The organism is Type-F symbiont of Plautia stali (assembly GCF_059731105.1).
The window spans coordinates 3,493,930-3,509,259 of the sequence record NZ_AP035909.1 but is presented as its reverse complement, the minus strand read 5'-3'; the positions used below and the strand labels follow the sequence as shown (position 1 = coordinate 3,509,259).

The following is a 15,330-nucleotide window of genomic DNA, read 5'->3' as shown; positions in this document are numbered from 1 at the left end:
ACCCCGTGTCTGAAAATCTCTTATCGCAGGCTGAAATCGACTGTCTGTTAAATGGCGGATCGGGAACCGACGATAAAGCGGTAACGGGATCTCCCGGTCAGGATGCGATCCGGCCTTACGATCCTAACACCCAGCGTCGTGTGATACGCGATCGCATGCAGTCGCTGGAGATCATCAATGAACGTTTTGCGCGCCAGTTTCGCATGCACATTTTCAATCTGATGCGTCGTAATCCGGATGTCACGGCAGGGCCGATCCGTATTCAGCCCTACCATGAGTTTGCCCGTAATCTGGCGGTGCCCACAAATCTGAACCTGGTGCACCTCAATCCGCTGCGCGGCACGGCGCTGTTTGCCTTCTCGCCACACCTGGTTTCGATGGCGGTGGATAACCTGTTTGGGGGCGATGGCCGTTTCCCGACCAGGGTGGACGGTCGTGAATTTACCCCGACCGAGCAGCGCATTATCCGGCGGATTATGTCGATGGCGATTGACGCTTACGATGAAGCCTGGTGCTCAATCTTTAAACTTCAGACCCAGTTTGTCCGCTCAGAGACCCAGATCAAATTTACCAATATCACCTCTTCCCCGAATGACATTGTGGTGACCACCACGTTCACGATTGAAATCGGCTCGCACATGGGGGAGATGAACATCTGTATTCCGTTCAGCATGATCGAACCGCTGCGTGAATTATTAACGAATCCGCCGTGTGAAAGATCGGTGTATGAAAATGAGAAGTGGCACAACACCCTATCGGTTGAGGTGCAGGAGACCGAACTGGAGCTGGTGGCCAGGCTGGCGGATATCCCGACTCAGGTTTCCCGGATTATGACACTGAAAGTCGGCGATGTGATTTCGCTGGAGAAGCCGGAACGTGTTCAGGTCTTCTCCGACGGGCATCCCGTTTTTAACGGCGAGTACGGACTGCTGAACAAACAGCTTGCCGTCAAAGTCGACAGGATTTTTGCTGCCTCGCGGCTACCCTTCAACAAGGAGACATCACCATGAGTGCGACTATTCCGCCGGTTGAAACCGATGAGCAGGCCATTGACGATCTCTGGGGCGCGGCGATGAATGAGCAGCTGGCGGCAGAAAACAGCCAGAGTGCGGCTGCCGCTGTCAGTGAGGCGCCGGTTGCTGCGTTGTCAGAGGATCTGAATCTGGTGCTCGATATTCCGGTGAACATGACGGTGGAATTAGGCCGCACCCGGATGACCATCAAGGAGCTGCTGCGCCTGAATCAGGGATCGGTGGTGCCGCTGGAGGGCTTAGCCGGTGAACCGCTGGATATCCTGATCAATGGCTATCTGATTGCCCAGGGTGAAGTGGTGGTGGTCTCGGATAAATTCGGGGTGCGCATCACCGATATCATTACCCCGTCAGAACGTATGCAGCGGCTGAGCCGATAATGGGAACCGCTCTCTCATCCCCGCCTCAGGCGGTCGCCACCCTGGGCCATTCCGCCGCTGCCGGATCGATGCTGACCCACCTCAGCATGGCACTGCTGCTGGTCGTCATTGCCATCGTTGTTACCGTCCTCTGGCTCCGCCGGAGCCGGTGGGGCGCGTCACTGAGCCGGGGTAAAAGCCTGCTCAGCGTGAAGCAGAGTCACGCGCTGGGCCAGCATGAACAGGTGGTTATCGTTGAGGTCACCGGACGCTGGCTGCTGCTGGGCGTGACGCCCGGCGGTATCACCCTGCTGACCGAACTGGATAACTGCCACGATGAGGCAGAGAACATCCCACCTCCATCCGGCGGACGCTTTCAGCAGCTTCTGCTGCGGCAGCTGATGAAAAACGCGGAGAACAGGCCATGAAAGGGGGGATGACCGGCTGTGCCCGGCTGCTGCTGATCCTGCTGCTGAGTCTGATCTGCACGCCATCCGCCCTGGCCGCGAGTAGCGACATCGTGCTGGCGCACGGGGCGAATGGCGAGAACTGGTCGTTGCCGGTGCAGACGCTGGTGCTGATCACGTCACTGACGCTCCTGCCTGCGGTGCTGCTGATGATGACCGGCTTTACCCGGATCATTATCGTGCTGGGACTGCTGCGCAACGCCTTAGGCACCGCCTCTTCGCCCCCCAATCAGGTGCTGCTGGGGCTGGCGCTGTTCCTGACTTTTTTCGTGATGTCCCCGGTGTTCACCCAGGTCTATAACAACGCCTGGCTGCCGCTTTCCCAGGAGAAGATCACCGTGCAGGAGGCGCTGCAACAGGGTGCACAGCCGATGCGCACTTTTATGTTCGCCCAGACCCGTCAGACCGATCTGGCGCTGTTTACCCGGATTGCGAAACTGCCGGATTACCGCCGTCGCGATGATGTGCCGATGCGCATCCTGCTGCCCGCCTTTGTGACCAGCGAGCTGAAAAGTGGCTTTCAGATCGGTTTCACCCTCTTTATGCCTTTTCTGATCATCGACCTGGTGGTCGCCAGCGTGCTGATGGCGCTGGGGATGATGATGGTGCCGCCCGCCACCATGTCCCTGCCTTTCAAGCTGATGCTGTTTGTGCTGGTGGATGGCTGGCAGCTGATCCTCGGTTCGCTGGCTCAGAGCTTCTACAGCTAAAGGAGGTGAGAAGATGACACCTGAAAGCGTGATGACGCTGGGATATCAGTCAATCAGGGTCGCCCTGCTGATCGCCGCGCCGCTGCTGCTGGGTGCGATGTTTACCGGGCTGATTATCAGTATCCTGCAGGCGTCGACGCAGATTAACGAATCCACCCTCTCTTTTATTCCCAAGGTGCTGACCGTGGTCGTGGTGAGTATCCTCGCTGGTCCCTGGATGCTGGAGACGCTGATGAATTATATGCAGTCGGTCTTCACCCATGTCGCTTTCGTCATCCGCTAGACGATGCAGAATCTGCTGCCAGACCTGAACATGCTGATCAGCCATGCCTTCTGGCCGCTGATCCGTACCCTGGCCCTGTTCAGTACGGCACCGGTTTTCAGCGAAAAAGCGGCGCCGAAAAAAGTCAGGGTGGGGCTGGCGGTGCTGATCGCCTTTCTGCTGGCACCGACTCTGCCCGAAAACCGCGTGGTGCTGATGTCCGTGACCGGATTGTGGGTAGCGATCAGAGAGCTGCTGATTGGTTCGGCAATCGGCCTGACGGTACAGTTTATTTTTGCTGCGCTGCGGTTTGCCGGTGAGGTGGTGGGTATGCAGATGGGGCTGTCGTTTGCGGCCTTTTTTGATCCCTCCGGCAATCAGAGTATGCCGGTGCTGGCACGCATTCTGAACGTTCTGGCGGTGCTGCTGTTCCTCGCCGGTAACGGTCACCTCTATCTGATTAAGATGCTGGCCGACAGCTATACGCTGCTGCCGATCAGCGGGGCGACGCTGACCCGCAGCAGTTTTTATCGGTTACCCGAGGCTGCGGGCCTGATCTTCAGCAGTGGATTGCAGATTGGGATGCCGGTGGTGACGTTGCTGCTGGCGCTGAACCTGACGCTGGGCTTACTTAACCGCCTGACACCGCAACTCTCTATCTTTGTTATTGGCTTCCCCATCTCCATCACCCTGGGATTGGGGGCGCTGCTGCTGATGATGTATAACCTTCCGACCCTGTTTCAGGATCAGATGAATGAGATTTTCAGTGCGGTGAACAACATTCTGGTGGGGTTTCGCTGAGGGCGCGGGACGCCGCCGGGGTGAGACTCAGCCCCGCGCCAGGGCGTGGGGCTGATGCCGCTTAATCGCGACCGTGCGGCTCATCCCAGTCAAACTCCGGGCCGAGAGAGATAACGCCGTGCGGGTTGATGGTTTTATGGCTGCAGTAGTAGTGATGACGAATATGCGGCAGACTGACCGTCTCCGCGATGCCCGGCATCTGATAGATGTCGCGCAGGAAACCGCTGAGATTCCGGAAGTCACCAATCCGGTGACGATCGCATTTGAAATGCGTGACATAAACCGGATCAAAACGCACCAGCGTGGTCCACAACCGCAGATCCGCTTCGGTCAGCTGATCGCCGGTCAGATAGCGATGCTGGCCCAGAATCTGCTCCAGGCGCGACAGCGAGTGGAACAGGGCGGTGACGGCCTCGTCATAGGCGCTCTGTGAGGTCGCAAACCCCGCTTTGTAGACGCCGTTGTTCACCGTGTCGTAGATCCAGCCGTTCAGCTCATCAATCTTCTCACGCAGGGCAACCGGGTAGTAATCCCCGGCGCGCGCACCCACCGCATCAAACGCACTGTTGAACATGCGAATGATATCGGCAGACTCGTTGCTGACGATGGTGTTCTGCTGCTTGTCCCACAGCACCGGCACCGTGACGCGACCGCTGTAGTGCGGATCGGCGTGCAGATAGAGCTGATAGAGGAAGTCATTCTGATAGAGTTTGTCGCCGGTTGCCTCCGGAAACGTATCGTCAAACGTCCAGCCATTCTCCAGCATCAGTGGATGCACCACCGAGACGTCGATCAGGTTATCCAGCCCCTTCAGCTGACGCATCAGCAGCGTGCGGTGCGCCCAGGGGCAGGCCAGCGAGACATAGAGATGATAGCGGTCGCGTTCGGCGGTAAACCCCGCTTTGCCTGTCGGGCCTGCGCTGCCATCGGCGGTCACCCAGTTGCGGAAGGCGGACTCTGAGCGCTTAAAGCGTCCGCCGGTCGATTTGGTGTCGTACCAGGTGTCATGCCAGACACCATCAATTAGCTGTCCCATAATGGCTCCAAAGCAAACAGGGCGGGGAAATGTCCCCGCCCTGCTAAGTATATGTGGCATTACACGTTATGTGAGATTAGTGCGCAATCGCCTGCGGTTTTCTTTTGCTGATCAGGCGATCAATGCTGTATGCGCCCGGACCCACCAGACCCAGCACCAGGAAACCCCCGGCGATAGAGAGGTTCTTCATGAACATCAGCTGGTTCACGCCTTCGGCAAAGTTACTGTGAAACAGGAACGCGGTCAGGATGGTGAAGCCGGCAGTGAACAGCGCGGTGAAACGGGTCAGGAAACCAAACAGGATAGCCAGACCGCCGCCAAACTCCAGCAGGATAACCAGCGGCAGCATAAAGCCGGGCACGCCCATCGCTTCCATATATTGCTGGGTGCCTGCATAACCGGTGATTTTGCCCCAGCCCGCGGTAATGAACAGGATTGGCATCAGGATGCGAGCCAGTAACAGACCAGTATCTTCGAATTTTTTCATCATTTACTCCAGCGTTATCAGTAGTGCAGGGCAGGCTGCCCGCAGGGTTTGTGCCCGCTGAAAGCAGTGATGCTTTTCATTGGGTTGATAGCTGGAGATGATAATCGCGGCGTGAAAAGGTTGTAAGCAGGAAAAACTGTCAGTGTTTTTCAGAAAAACTGATGAAGAAAGCCGGTCTTTTCAGGACCGGCTTTTCAGAGAGTTAACGCGGAGGCAGGGCGGACTTAATCATGCGCCAGGTACTCCAGGCACCAAATCCTCGCTTGGCCCAGCGCAGCAGCCGGTTGGGACTGCGAATCGAGTAGACGGCCAGCGCGCTGCTGCCAATCGCCAGATAGCGACGTAAGCTCAGGAACGTGAACCAGCCACGATCGTACTGGGCGGTACTTTCCAGCCAGTCGCGCCGCGCCGCGCTTAAATCCAGCCGCTGCTGCTGCACATGCTTAAGCAGTTCATGGATGCGTTCTTCACGCTCGCGGCGGCTCATCAGCGCTGCTCCTCAAGCAAATTACGGTCAGTCTCCAGCTCTTTACGCGTGTGGCGTAACAGCGTGGACTGACGGGATTTGTGAAGGGTCCAGAGTCCGAAGACAACCGCCAGCAGGAACAGGGTTCCGGTGGTGATCCCGATGGCCATCAGGCGATACTGCGCATCCACTGCCCAGATAATCAGCACCATCAGGCTCATCAGACCAAACGCCGTGAACAGCATAGTCAGGCCCACCATCAACAGCAGCTGTATCAGGTTGGCTTTCTCATGCTCCAGTTCCACCACTGCCAGACGAACGCGCGTCTCGACCATGCCAACCAGCGTGGTGACAATACGCTGGCCGATGTTAATGACCCCTTTAGCCGGGCCGTGGTTCTGCTGTGAATCAGCCATAATCAGCGACGCGAAATGAGCATGCCCAGTGCGACGCCAATCGCTGCACCGATACCCACACCATGCCAGGGATTTTCACGCACGTAGCCTTCCGCCTTCTGCGCCGCTTCGCGGGTTGTCGCCGCAAGGCGTTCGCCTGATTCACCCAGGCGCTCACGTGAGCTGTCCAGCGCCACACGCGCTTTATTACGAAGCTTATCCAGCTCCCCTTTCGATTTTTCAGTGCTGCTGCTAAGCACCTCTTCCAGGGTATCAGCCAGATTTTTCAGTTCAGCACGCAGATGTTCCGATGATGTGTCTTTAGACATAAAATACTCCTTTAACATCAGTAGATTAATTCCGATTAATAGGGCTCCGCCTGTAACTTTTTCAGCTCCCGGCGCGCTTCATCCAGTTTTTGTTGTCGCTTCGCAATCTTCTCCCTGTCGTGGCCCTCATCACGCTCTTCCCTGAGTTCGTGCTCGCGCTCAGCCACTTTCTGCTTCTGCGCGTTAATTCTTTCCAGATGGGCGGCTTCCAGCTTTTTGTCGCTGCAGTCCGCCTGGACTTCGGTCAGCGCCCGCTCAAGGCCGTTGACCCGGCGCAGATTGTTATGCTTCTGCGCCATCTCAATTTCGTGCTTAATGTCCTGCTCTTTCTGCTCGCACAGCGATTCGGCGGCCAGCAGTGAGCCAGACAGCGAAAAGAGGGCGACGCCCAGTAATAGGTGATATTTCATCCGTTTGGGTACCTTCCTTTGCGACCTGATTGTTCAGCAGCGGGATCATAGGCAAATCGCGGATGCTGAGAATCGACTCTCCGTTAAGCATAGACACGCAACGTAAAAAGTTCAAAGAAGACCGGGAGATAGAGAGTCTGTCAGGCCGCCACGCGATGCCGCGACGGCCTGAAAAGCAGGGATGGGGCGTATCAGGCCAGGGAAAGGTGCTGAGCGTGATCGTGCTGCGCCACGATAAAGCCCTGTGGCAGCAGGCGGCGTAACACCTTTTGTGCCGCCAGACTCTGTTCTTCGCTGTCAAAGTGAATAATCAGTGCATCGCCCGCTGGGGTAATGCTTTTGATACGGATACCCTGCGCGCTGAGCTGCTGATAGAGATAAAAGCCATCGGGCAGAGTCGCACCCGCATGGGAAACCCGGATCTGCACCACCGTCTCGTGCTGCATCAGGGCGGGAACCACGCAAAGCGCGATCAGCGCCAGCGCGCCCGCCATCAACCACGGCATCCACCGTTTTGGAATCGCCTGCAACGCTTTCATCACTCGGCTTTCCCGTTCTGATTCGCCTGACGTTTACGCCATAAAACGACCAGCGAACCTACCAGCCCGAAGACCAGCAGCGCCAGCGGCAGCATCATCAGGAAGAACATCATCTCATCTTCATAGCGCCGGAAAATCGGTGTTTTACCCAGTGCAAAGCCGATAACGGTCAGAATCACCACCCAGAGCAGCGCGCTGACCCAGTTGAAAAACTGAAAGCGGGCGTTGCTCAGACCGGACAGGCCGGCGATGGTAGGCAGCAGGGTGCGCACAAAGGCGATAAAGCGGCCAATCAGTAGGGCAGAGAGGCCGTGGCGGTGAAACAGGCTGTGCGCGCGCAGGTGATACTGGGCGGGCAGATGGGAGAGCCATTTCTGTACCGTGGGGGTATTGCCGAGCCAGCGACCCTGGATATAGCTCACCCAGCAGCCCAGACTGGCCCCGGTGGTTAAAACCAGAATCGTTAAGGGGAAACTCATGGTGCCTTTGGCAATCAGCACGCCGACCAGAATCAGCAGACTGTCACCCGGCAGAAACGCGGCAGGAAGCAGGCCATTTTCCAGAAACAGAATCATGAACAGCACGCCGTAAATGGCCCATACCAGCGTGGGGTCGGAAAGGGTCTCGTAATCCTGTTGCCACAGGGCATGCAGCAACGCTTGCAGAATATCCATCAATCATTCCTGAACATCATTGTTAAACATGTCCCACAGGGACTTAAACGCAGACCGGCATGTCGTTATAAATTTTAGGAGCGCAGCCTGGGCGGGATTTTCCGGATCCTTCCAGAATTGATTGTTAAATCAGCGATTTTATAACCCCCTGTCTCAAAGGGTAATAAAAGGGCGATAACTGTAACAAAAATCACCTGTCTGAGACAGGAAAACTCGCTGATGAACAGGAGTTTTACCTTGTGAAACGGCGTGTAAAAAGGAGCTTTACATGACCTGACACTATTGCAGATTAACTGACCCTCACCGGCGCGTTCAGGCTGTTTAGCGGGCGTGGCTGGAGCCGTCAGGGAGGATGACCGGATTCTCACCGAACATGTATCGGTCGACATTAAATTCAAAATCATCCGCCGTCGCGTTAAACAGCATCTGTTTAGTATTTTCCAGATGTTGCCACATCGCCAGTTTGCTGGCGGCGGGATCTTTACGCATCAGGGCCTTGAGGATCTGATCGTGGTCGTCGCACCAGCTGAGAATGCTGCGCTGGTCGATATGTTCGTGAAGTTTCAGCCAGTAGGGATTGTGCTGACGATGCAGCCACATTTTTTCAACGATGGCGGCTAACGCGCTGTTCTGCGTGGACTGGGCGATGCGGACATGAAACTGCATATCCCACTCTGAATCGCGGAAGTGATCTTCCTTACGGGCATTCTCCTGAATCGCCATCAGGTCGATGATGTCCTGTCGCGTCACCTGCGTGGCGGCAAACTCCGCCACGTTACTCTCAATCAGCTGACGTGCCTGCAGCAGTTCAAACGGACCGAACGTCGCGAACTCCAGCTGGCTGCTGGTCGGCGCGATGCGATTCTGCTGCTGGCTGGCAATGACGTGGATGCCCGACCCTTTACGGACCTCCACATAGCCTTCCACTTCCAGCATGATGATCGCTTCGCGCACCACGGTGCGGCTCACTTCCATCTCTTCGGCAATCAGACGTTCAGCGGGCAGCTTGTCACCGACCGGGTAGATCCCGGTTTCAATACGGCTTTTCAGCTCGCTGGCCAGCTTCTGGTAGAGTCGACGGGATTCGGTGAGGTCCATGGCACAGTCCTGATAGCAAAACAGATAAGTTGTTATACCACTTCAGGCGGCGGGAGGAAATGGGCTGGCGTATGCCAGCCCGGTGGGTTAGCTGCGAACGGCATTCGCAGGCGGCAGGGCGGCCTCAGCGGTCAGTTCGGCAACCGGTTTGTTTTTCAGTACGGTCCAGATCACCACCGCACCCAGCAGGTCGAACACCGCCAGCGCGGCAAACAGCGGGCTGAAGCCCAGCGTATCAGCCAGTGCGCCGACCACCAGCGCAAACATCGTACTGGCGGTCCAGGCTGCCATGCCGGTCAGGCCATTGGCCGTGGCAACCTCATTGCGGCCAAAAACGTCAGAGGAGAGGGTGATCAGCGCACCGGAAAGCGCCTGATGAGCAAACCCGCCCACACAGAGCAGCGCGATGGCGACATAGGGGCTGGTGAACAGGCCGATGGTGCCAGGCGCAATCATCAGGACCGCGCCCATCGTCACCACCAGCTTGCGGGAGACGATCAGGTTGACGCCAAACCAGCGCTGGAACAGCGGCGGCAGGTAGCCACCCAGAATGCAGCCGAAATCCGCAAACAGCATCGGCATCCAGGCGAACATCGCAATCTCTTTGAGGTTAAAACCGTAAACCTTGAACATAAACAGCGGGATCCAGGCGTTAAAGGTGCCCCACGCCGGTTCGGCCAGAAAACGTGGCAGAGCAATCCCCCAGAACTGGCGGTTGCGGATAATCTCCAGCGCCGACATTTTGCGGGTGTTGCCGGTCTGATGCTGCGCCTCCTGACCGGAGATAATGTAATGGCGCTCCTCCTCACTCAGTTTCTTCTGCTGTTTCGGGTGTTTATAAAACAGCAGCCAGCACAGCGCCCAGATCATGCTCAGCACGCCGGTGATGATAAAGGCCATCTGCCAGCTGTGCGCCATGATGGCCCAGACCACCAGCGGCGGAGCCAGCATCGCGCCGATGGAGGAGCCGACGTTGAAGTAGCCGACCGCCACCGAACGCTCTTTGGCCGGAAACCATTCGCTGCTCGCCTTCAGGCCCGCCGGGATCATCGCGGCCTCAGCCGCCCCGACGGCGCCGCGCGCCAGAGCAAAGCCGCCCCAGCTGCCCGCCATCGCCGTGGCCGCGCAGAAGATCGCCCACAGCACGGCAAACACCGCATAGCCAATTTTGGTGCCGAGCAGATCGAGCACATAGCCTGCTACCGGCTGCATCAGTGTGTAGCAGGCCGAATAGGCCGCCACGATATAGGAGTACTGTTGCGTGGTGATATGCAGCTCGGTCTGTAGTGTCGGTGCCGCCACCGCAATCGTGTTGCGGGTCAGATAGCCCAGTACCGTGCCGAGCGTCACCAGCCCAATCATGTACCAGCGTAACCCTTTGATCTTACGCATCCTCTACCTCTTCCAGTTCTGTATGCGGTCATGCCGCTGTTGTTATCTGGAGCGGGACAGCACGTGATACAGCTCGGCTCACGCCCGCAGGTTCTGTGTCAGCAACCCCGTTTTTACCCTGCCATGTGTGGGTCGCCTGCGACCTCACGATGGGGCCAGAGCCTAACTTGTTATACAACTTTAAAAGTTGAGAGCCATCACAAAAACCCTTTCTGCGCTGTGGGATACTGGAAACCTGACAGATGACAGCCATTTAGCGCGCTGTGGGCGACAGAAATGTCCATGACGGCGGTGAGTGGCCGCGGTTTATGTGAGCAGGATCGCAAATAATTCCGTCACGGACCAGAATTGGTATGATAACTTTGAGCCATACGTGGTTCAGCTGATGAGGATGTCTCTATGTCGCGTTTTATGACCGAGGATTTTTTACTGGATAGTGAATTCGCCCGTCGTCTCTACCACGACTATGCGAAGGATCAGCCGATTTTCGACTATCACTGCCACTTACCGCCGCAGCAGATTGCCGAAAATTATCGCTTCGCCAACCTTTATGACATCTGGCTGAAGGGCGATCACTACAAGTGGCGGGCGATGCGCGCCAACGGTGTGGCTGAGGCGTTCTGTACCGGTAACGCCAGCGACCGCGAGAAGTTTGATGCGTGGGCAAGGACCGTACCGCACACCATCGGCAATCCGCTCTATCACTGGACGCACCTGGAGCTACGTCGTCCTTTCGGCATCACCGATACCCTGCTGTCTGAAAAAACCGCTGACAGCATCTGGCATCGCTGCAACGAGCTGCTGGCGCAGGACGCTTTTACCGCGCGCGGCATCATGCAGCAGATGAAGGTGAAAATGGTCGGCACCACGGACGATCCGCTGGATGACCTGCGCCATCATCGCGCTCTGGCAGAAGATGCCAGCTTCAGCGTGAAGGTGCTGCCGAGCTGGCGGCCGGATAAAGCCTTTAACATTGAAGCCGAAACCTTCCTGCCGTGGATCGGAGCGCTGGAGCAGCTGACCGACATCAGCGTGCAGCGTTTTGATGACCTGCGCCGGGCGCTGTATCAGCGGCTGGATCACTTTGCGGCGCACGGCTGTAAGGTGTCCGATCACGCACTGGATGTAGTCTGTTATGCCGACGCCGATGACGTCACGCTGGATAACATTCTGGCGCGCCGCCGCAGCGGCACCACGCCCACGCCACACGAGACGGCCCAGTTCAAAACCGCAGTGCTGGTCTGGCTGGGCAGCGAATATGCCCGTCGCGGCTGGGTGCAGCAGTATCACATTGGCGCGCTGCGCAACACGAACCCGCGTCAGTATCAGCTGCTGGGGCCGGACGTCGGCTTTGACTCGATCAACGATCAGCCGCTGGCCGAACCGCTGGCACGCCTGCTGGGCGCTCAGAACCTCAATAACGCGCTGCCGAAAACCATTCTTTACTGCCTGAACCCGCGCGACAACGAAGTGCTGGCTACGATGGCGGGCAACTTCCAGGGTGAAGGAGAGGCGGGCAAAATGCAGTTCGGCTCCGCCTGGTGGTTCAACGACCAGCTGGATGGCATGCAGCGCCAGCTGACCCAGCTGTCGCAGATCGGACTGCTGAGTCGCTTTGTCGGGATGCTGACCGACAGCCGCAGCTTTCTCTCCTACACCCGCCACGAATATTTCCGCCGCCTGCTGTGTCAGATGATCGGTCGCTGGGTAGAGCAGGGTGAGGCGCCGGGCGATGAAGCCTTGTTAGGGCAGATGGTGCAGAACATCTGCTTTAACAACGCCCGCGATTACTTCGGCATTGAGCTGGGAGCCTGATGATGCAGAGGCTGAACCGCCGCGACTTTCCGGGCGCGCGCTATCGCGACCGGGTGATCCAGTTTGGCGAAGGCAATTTCCTGCGCGCCTTTATCGACTGGCAGATCGACTGGCTGAACGAGCATCAGGGCACCGATGCCGGGATCGTGGTGGTGCGGCCTCGTAACCGGGACGTCAGCGATACGCTGAATCAGCAGGAGGGACTCTACACCACGCTGATTCGCGGGCTGAACGCGCAGGGTGAGCCGGTCAGCGAAACCCGTCTCATCCGCAGTCTGAACCGTGAGATCCACCCTTATCAGCAGTTCGGCGACTTTATGGCGCTGGCGCAAAATCCTGACCTGCGCATGGTTTTCTCGAACACCACCGAGGCGGGTATCGCCTTTGCGGAGGCGGACCAGCTCACCGACCAGCCCGCCAGCAGCTTCCCGGGTAAACTGACGCAGCTGCTATGGGCGCGCTACTCCCACTTCAGTGGGGCCAGCGACCGCGGCTGGCTGGTGGTGCCGTGCGAGCTGATTGACCACAACGGCGACACGCTGCGTGAGCAGGTGCTGCGCTACGCCGATCACTGGCATCTGCCGACCGAATTTAGAAGCTGGGTGCATCAGCACTGCGCTTTCTATAACACCCTCGTCGACCGCATCGTCACCGGGTTCCCGGCGGAGAGTGAGCAGCTGCAAAGCGAGCTGGGCTATGAAGATCGCTTTCTGGTGGCGGGCGAAGTCTACTACCAGTTTGTGATTCAGGGGCCGTCGGCGCTGTTCAGTGAACTGAAGCTGGAGGCGCTGTCGCCGCAGGTGCGGCATGTGGACAACATCGCGCCCTATAAAGCGCAGAAGGTGGCGATCCTGAATGGTGCCCATACCGCGATGGTGCCGGTGGCGTTTCTGGCCGGTCTGGAGAGCGTGGGCGAGGCGATGGCCGATCCGGCTATCGCCGGGTTTGTGGCGTCGTTACTGCGCGAGGATGTCATCCCAACGCTGGATCTGCCTGCTGCGGAGCTCCATGCCTTTGCCGATGCGGTCCTGCGCCGTTTCCGTAATCCCTTTATTCGCCATGCGCTGCTGTCGATTGCCCTGAACAGCATGACCAAATTCCGCACCCGTCTGCTGACGCCGCTGCTTACCGCACATCAGCAAACAGGGCAGTGGCCGGTGCACATTACCTTTGCGCTGGCGGCGCTAATCGCCTTTTATCGCGGCGAGCTGGCCGGAAAAGCGTGGCCGCTGCAGGATGATCCCCACTGGTTACAGCGCTATGCCGATGCCTGGCAGGCGCAGGAGAGCGGGGCGATGTCGCTGCAGCAGCTGGTGGAGAACGTGCTCAGCGATGCGCAGCACTGGGGCGAAGATTTAACCCGTCAGCCCGGGCTGGCTGAGACGGTTACCCGGCACCTGCAAAACATTACCGTCCACGGCGTTCGTGAGGCGCTGAGTCAACTGAGGGCACGCGATGCAAGACGCAATTAAAATCGATCCCCGCGACAATGTTGCCGTGGCGTTACGTGACTTAGCCGCGGGCGCGACGGTTGAGCTGCCACCACAGCGTGTGGTGCTGCACCAGGCCGTCGGGCGCGGGCATAAATTTGCCCTGCAGCCTGTCGGGCAGAATGAGTTGGTAATCAAATATGGCCTGCCGATTGGCCATGCCACGCAGCCGGTGGCGGCCGGAGAGCTGATCCATTCACAGAATGCCCGCACCAATCTCAGCGATCTGGACCACTATGCATATCAGCCCGACGTCGTGACGCTGCCGCCGCAGCATGGCGATCGGGAGGTGCAGATCTACCGGCGCGCCAGTGGCGAGGTCGGCATCCGCAACGAGCTGTGGATCCTGCCCACCGTCGGCTGCGTCAACGGCATTGCGCGTCAGATCCTGCAGCGTTTCCTGCAGGAGACGCAGCAGGCGGAAGATATCGATGGCGCGTTCCTGTTCAGCCACACCTTTGGCTGCTCGCAGCTGGGGCAGGATCACGACAACACCCGCACCATGCTGCAAAACATGGTGCGGCATCCCAACGCGGGCGCGGTGCTGGTGATTGGTCTGGGGTGTGAGAACAATCAGGTCGATGTCTTCCGTGACACCCTCGGTGCTTTTGAAAGTGACCGGGTGGAATTTATGGTGTGTCAGCAGCATGACGATGAGGTGGAAGCCGGACTGGAACGTCTGCATGCGCTCTATCAGAAGATGCGTCACGATCGGCGTGAACCGGGCAGGCTCAGCGAGCTGAAGTTCGGGCTGGAGTGTGGCGGCTCGGACGGCTTCTCCGGCATCACGGCCAACCCGCTGCTGGGACGTTTCTCCGACCAGATGATCGCCAACGGCGGCACCACCGTGCTGACCGAGGTGCCGGAGATGTTTGGCGCGGAGCGGATTCTGATGAGCCGCTGTCGCGACGAGGAGACCTTCCATAAAACAGTGGCGATGATCAACGACTTCAAGCAGTACTTTATCGATCACCAGCAGCCGATCTACGAGAACCCCTCGCCGGGCAACAAGGCGGGTGGCATTACTACGCTGGAGGAGAAGTCGCTGGGGTGCACCCAGAAAGCGGGGCAGAGCCAGGTGGTCGATGTCCTGAAATATGGCGAGCGGTTAACCACACCGGGGCTGAATCTGCTGAGTGCACCGGGTAACGATGCGGTCGCCACCAGCGCCCTGGCGGGTGCCGGATGCCACATGGTGCTGTTCAGTACCGGACGCGGCACGCCCTATGGGGGTTTTGTGCCTACGGTGAAGCTGGCGACGAATACGCCGCTGGCGGAGAAAAAACCGCACTGGATAGACTTTAATGCCGGACGGCTGATTGAGGGGATGAGCATGGAGGCGATGCTGGAAGATTTTGTCGATACCATCGTGGCGATTGCCAGCGGTCAGCCCACCAACAACGAAAAGAACGACTTCCGTGAGCTGGCGATTTTCAAAAGCGGGGTGACGTTATAATTTGCGGGCAAAAATGACGATCCAGAGGTCGTCATTACCGTCTGTTGATTCGGTGCACTTCGCGGGTGGCAGAGTCCGATCGCAAAGTCGCTTAAAGCATCCCTGCTCGCTCG

At 58.0% G+C, this 15,330-nt stretch carries 19 protein-coding genes; 9 read left to right on the top strand and 10 right to left on the bottom strand.

The window, feature by feature from the left end:
* Positions 1 to 5: 5 nt before the first annotated feature.
* From fliM to fliR, 6 genes are read left to right on the top strand one after another with little or no spacing between them, the layout of a single operon-like run.
* The gene (gene fliM / locus AC6I7A_RS16625) at positions 6 to 1,010 is read left to right on the top strand and encodes a flagellar motor switch protein FliM (protein WP_058956459.1); all 1,005 of its coding nucleotides are present in this window, start codon (positions 6 to 8) and stop codon (positions 1,008 to 1,010) included.
* Complete coding sequence (fliN, locus tag AC6I7A_RS16620) at positions 1,007 to 1,411, top strand: flagellar motor switch protein FliN (protein ID WP_058956458.1); 405 nt, start codon at positions 1,007 to 1,009, stop codon at positions 1,409 to 1,411. The genes fliM and fliN overlap by 4 nt, the downstream gene beginning before the upstream one ends.
* On the top strand, positions 1,411 to 1,818 hold the full coding sequence (gene fliO, locus AC6I7A_RS16615) for a flagellar biosynthetic protein FliO (protein WP_058956457.1): 408 nt from the start codon (positions 1,411 to 1,413) through the stop codon (positions 1,816 to 1,818). Before fliN ends, fliO begins: the two co-directional genes overlap by 1 nt.
* 8 nt (positions 1,819 to 1,826) lie before the next feature.
* Positions 1,827 to 2,567, top strand: coding sequence for a flagellar type III secretion system pore protein FliP (gene fliP / locus AC6I7A_RS16610; protein ID WP_153009171.1), 741 nt, complete (start codon positions 1,827 to 1,829; stop codon positions 2,565 to 2,567).
* A gap of 13 nt (positions 2,568 to 2,580) precedes the next feature.
* Positions 2,581 to 2,850: a flagellar biosynthesis protein FliQ gene (fliQ, locus tag AC6I7A_RS16605; RefSeq protein WP_058956455.1), complete on the top strand. Its 270-nt coding sequence runs from the start codon at positions 2,581 to 2,583 to the stop codon at positions 2,848 to 2,850.
* A 3-nt stretch (positions 2,851 to 2,853) separates the two neighbouring features.
* Entirely contained in the window at positions 2,854 to 3,630 is a 777-nt protein-coding gene (gene fliR / locus AC6I7A_RS16600) for a flagellar biosynthetic protein FliR (RefSeq protein WP_058956454.1), read from the top strand.
* 61 nt (positions 3,631 to 3,691) lie between these two features.
* Here the strand turns inward: fliR and AC6I7A_RS16595 are convergent, their stop codons facing one another.
* From AC6I7A_RS16595 to AC6I7A_RS16550, 10 genes are all read right to left on the bottom strand, one after another.
* Positions 3,692 to 4,666 (bottom strand): glutathione S-transferase family protein, encoded by a 975-nt coding sequence (locus AC6I7A_RS16595; RefSeq protein WP_058956453.1) that lies wholly within the window; start codon positions 4,664 to 4,666, stop codon positions 3,692 to 3,694.
* A 76-nt stretch (positions 4,667 to 4,742) separates the two neighbouring features.
* Complete coding sequence (locus AC6I7A_RS16590) at positions 4,743 to 5,153, bottom strand: DoxX family protein (RefSeq protein ID WP_009087370.1); 411 nt, start codon at positions 5,151 to 5,153, stop codon at positions 4,743 to 4,745.
* Between the two features lie 202 nt (positions 5,154 to 5,355).
* Positions 5,356 to 5,640 carry a YqjK-like family protein gene (locus AC6I7A_RS16585; RefSeq protein ID WP_009087368.1) on the bottom strand — a complete coding sequence of 95 codons (285 nt, stop codon included), beginning with the start codon at positions 5,638 to 5,640 and terminating at the stop codon, positions 5,356 to 5,358.
* On the bottom strand, positions 5,640 to 6,035 hold the full coding sequence (locus AC6I7A_RS16580) for a phage holin family protein (RefSeq protein ID WP_082668164.1): 396 nt from the start codon (positions 6,033 to 6,035) through the stop codon (positions 5,640 to 5,642). Before AC6I7A_RS16580 ends, AC6I7A_RS16585 begins: the two co-directional genes overlap by 1 nt.
* 2 nt (positions 6,036 to 6,037) lie before the next feature.
* On the bottom strand, positions 6,038 to 6,343 hold the full coding sequence (locus AC6I7A_RS16575) for an ElaB/YgaM/YqjD family protein (RefSeq protein WP_009087364.1): 306 nt from the start codon (positions 6,341 to 6,343) through the stop codon (positions 6,038 to 6,040).
* Between the two features lie 35 nt (positions 6,344 to 6,378).
* Positions 6,379 to 6,753 carry a DUF1090 domain-containing protein gene (locus tag AC6I7A_RS16570; protein WP_009087362.1) on the bottom strand — a complete coding sequence of 125 codons (375 nt, stop codon included), beginning with the start codon at positions 6,751 to 6,753 and terminating at the stop codon, positions 6,379 to 6,381.
* Positions 6,754 to 6,944: 191 nt separating this feature from the next.
* Positions 6,945 to 7,292 (bottom strand): EnvZ/OmpR regulon moderator MzrA, encoded by a 348-nt coding sequence (gene mzrA / locus AC6I7A_RS16565; protein WP_009087359.1) that lies wholly within the window; start codon positions 7,290 to 7,292, stop codon positions 6,945 to 6,947.
* Positions 7,292 to 7,966, bottom strand: coding sequence for a DedA family protein (locus AC6I7A_RS16560; protein ID WP_009087358.1), 675 nt, complete (start codon positions 7,964 to 7,966; stop codon positions 7,292 to 7,294). Before AC6I7A_RS16560 ends, mzrA begins: the two co-directional genes overlap by 1 nt.
* A 321-nt stretch (positions 7,967 to 8,287) precedes the next feature.
* Positions 8,288 to 9,064: a transcriptional regulator ExuR gene (gene exuR / locus AC6I7A_RS16555; RefSeq protein WP_009087356.1), complete on the bottom strand. Its 777-nt coding sequence runs from the start codon at positions 9,062 to 9,064 to the stop codon at positions 8,288 to 8,290.
* A gap of 87 nt (positions 9,065 to 9,151) precedes the next feature.
* Positions 9,152 to 10,456, bottom strand: coding sequence for an MFS transporter (locus AC6I7A_RS16550; protein ID WP_058956451.1), 1,305 nt, complete (start codon positions 10,454 to 10,456; stop codon positions 9,152 to 9,154).
* Positions 10,457 to 10,855: 399 nt separating this feature from the next.
* On the opposite strand from AC6I7A_RS16550, the gene uxaC reads away from it, so the two are divergent.
* Genes uxaC through AC6I7A_RS16535 form a run of 3 tightly spaced genes read left to right on the top strand, consistent with a single transcriptional unit; the run spans position 10,856 to position 15,217 of the window.
* Positions 10,856 to 12,271, top strand: coding sequence for a glucuronate isomerase (uxaC, locus tag AC6I7A_RS16545; RefSeq protein ID WP_058956450.1), 1,416 nt, complete (start codon positions 10,856 to 10,858; stop codon positions 12,269 to 12,271).
* Between the two features lie 2 nt (positions 12,272 to 12,273).
* Positions 12,274 to 13,743, top strand: coding sequence for a tagaturonate reductase (locus tag AC6I7A_RS16540; protein ID WP_058956531.1), 1,470 nt, complete (start codon positions 12,274 to 12,276; stop codon positions 13,741 to 13,743).
* Entirely contained in the window at positions 13,727 to 15,217 is a 1,491-nt protein-coding gene (locus AC6I7A_RS16535; protein ID WP_058956449.1) for a UxaA family hydrolase, read from the top strand. Before AC6I7A_RS16540 ends, AC6I7A_RS16535 begins: the two co-directional genes overlap by 17 nt.
* The last annotated feature ends 113 nt before the right edge of the window (positions 15,218 to 15,330 follow it).

What these genes read in the sequence shown, in the direction of transcription:
- fliN (WP_058956458.1), top strand. Translation starts at nt 1,007, where the DNA reads ATGAGTGCGACTATTCCGCCGGTTGAAACCGATGAGCAGGCCATTGAC.
- fliO (WP_058956457.1), top strand. Translation starts at nt 1,411, where the DNA reads ATGGGAACCGCTCTCTCATCCCCGCCTCAGGCGGTCGCCACCCTGGGC.
- fliP (WP_153009171.1), top strand. Translation starts at nt 1,827, where the DNA reads ATGACCGGCTGTGCCCGGCTGCTGCTGATCCTGCTGCTGAGTCTGATC.
- fliQ (WP_058956455.1), top strand. Translation starts at nt 2,581, where the DNA reads ATGACACCTGAAAGCGTGATGACGCTGGGATATCAGTCAATCAGGGTC.
- fliR (WP_058956454.1), top strand. Translation starts at nt 2,854, where the DNA reads ATGCAGAATCTGCTGCCAGACCTGAACATGCTGATCAGCCATGCCTTC.
- AC6I7A_RS16595 (WP_058956453.1), bottom strand. Translation starts at nt 4,666, where the DNA reads ATGGGACAGCTAATTGATGGTGTCTGGCATGACACCTGGTACGACACC.
- AC6I7A_RS16590 (WP_009087370.1), bottom strand. Translation starts at nt 5,153, where the DNA reads ATGAAAAAATTCGAAGATACTGGTCTGTTACTGGCTCGCATCCTGATG.
- AC6I7A_RS16585 (WP_009087368.1), bottom strand. Translation starts at nt 5,640, where the DNA reads ATGAGCCGCCGCGAGCGTGAAGAACGCATCCATGAACTGCTTAAGCAT.
- AC6I7A_RS16580 (WP_082668164.1), bottom strand. Translation starts at nt 6,035, where the DNA reads ATGGCTGATTCACAGCAGAACCACGGCCCGGCTAAAGGGGTCATTAAC.
- AC6I7A_RS16575 (WP_009087364.1), bottom strand. Translation starts at nt 6,343, where the DNA reads ATGTCTAAAGACACATCATCGGAACATCTGCGTGCTGAACTGAAAAAT.
- AC6I7A_RS16570 (WP_009087362.1), bottom strand. Translation starts at nt 6,753, where the DNA reads ATGAAATATCACCTATTACTGGGCGTCGCCCTCTTTTCGCTGTCTGGC.
- mzrA (WP_009087359.1), bottom strand. Translation starts at nt 7,292, where the DNA reads ATGAAAGCGTTGCAGGCGATTCCAAAACGGTGGATGCCGTGGTTGATG.
- AC6I7A_RS16560 (WP_009087358.1), bottom strand. Translation starts at nt 7,966, where the DNA reads ATGGATATTCTGCAAGCGTTGCTGCATGCCCTGTGGCAACAGGATTAC.
- exuR (WP_009087356.1), bottom strand. Translation starts at nt 9,064, where the DNA reads ATGGACCTCACCGAATCCCGTCGACTCTACCAGAAGCTGGCCAGCGAG.
- AC6I7A_RS16550 (WP_058956451.1), bottom strand. Translation starts at nt 10,456, where the DNA reads ATGCGTAAGATCAAAGGGTTACGCTGGTACATGATTGGGCTGGTGACG.
- uxaC (WP_058956450.1), top strand. Translation starts at nt 10,856, where the DNA reads ATGTCGCGTTTTATGACCGAGGATTTTTTACTGGATAGTGAATTCGCC.
- AC6I7A_RS16540 (WP_058956531.1), top strand. Translation starts at nt 12,274, where the DNA reads ATGCAGAGGCTGAACCGCCGCGACTTTCCGGGCGCGCGCTATCGCGAC.
- AC6I7A_RS16535 (WP_058956449.1), top strand. Translation starts at nt 13,727, where the DNA reads ATGCAAGACGCAATTAAAATCGATCCCCGCGACAATGTTGCCGTGGCG.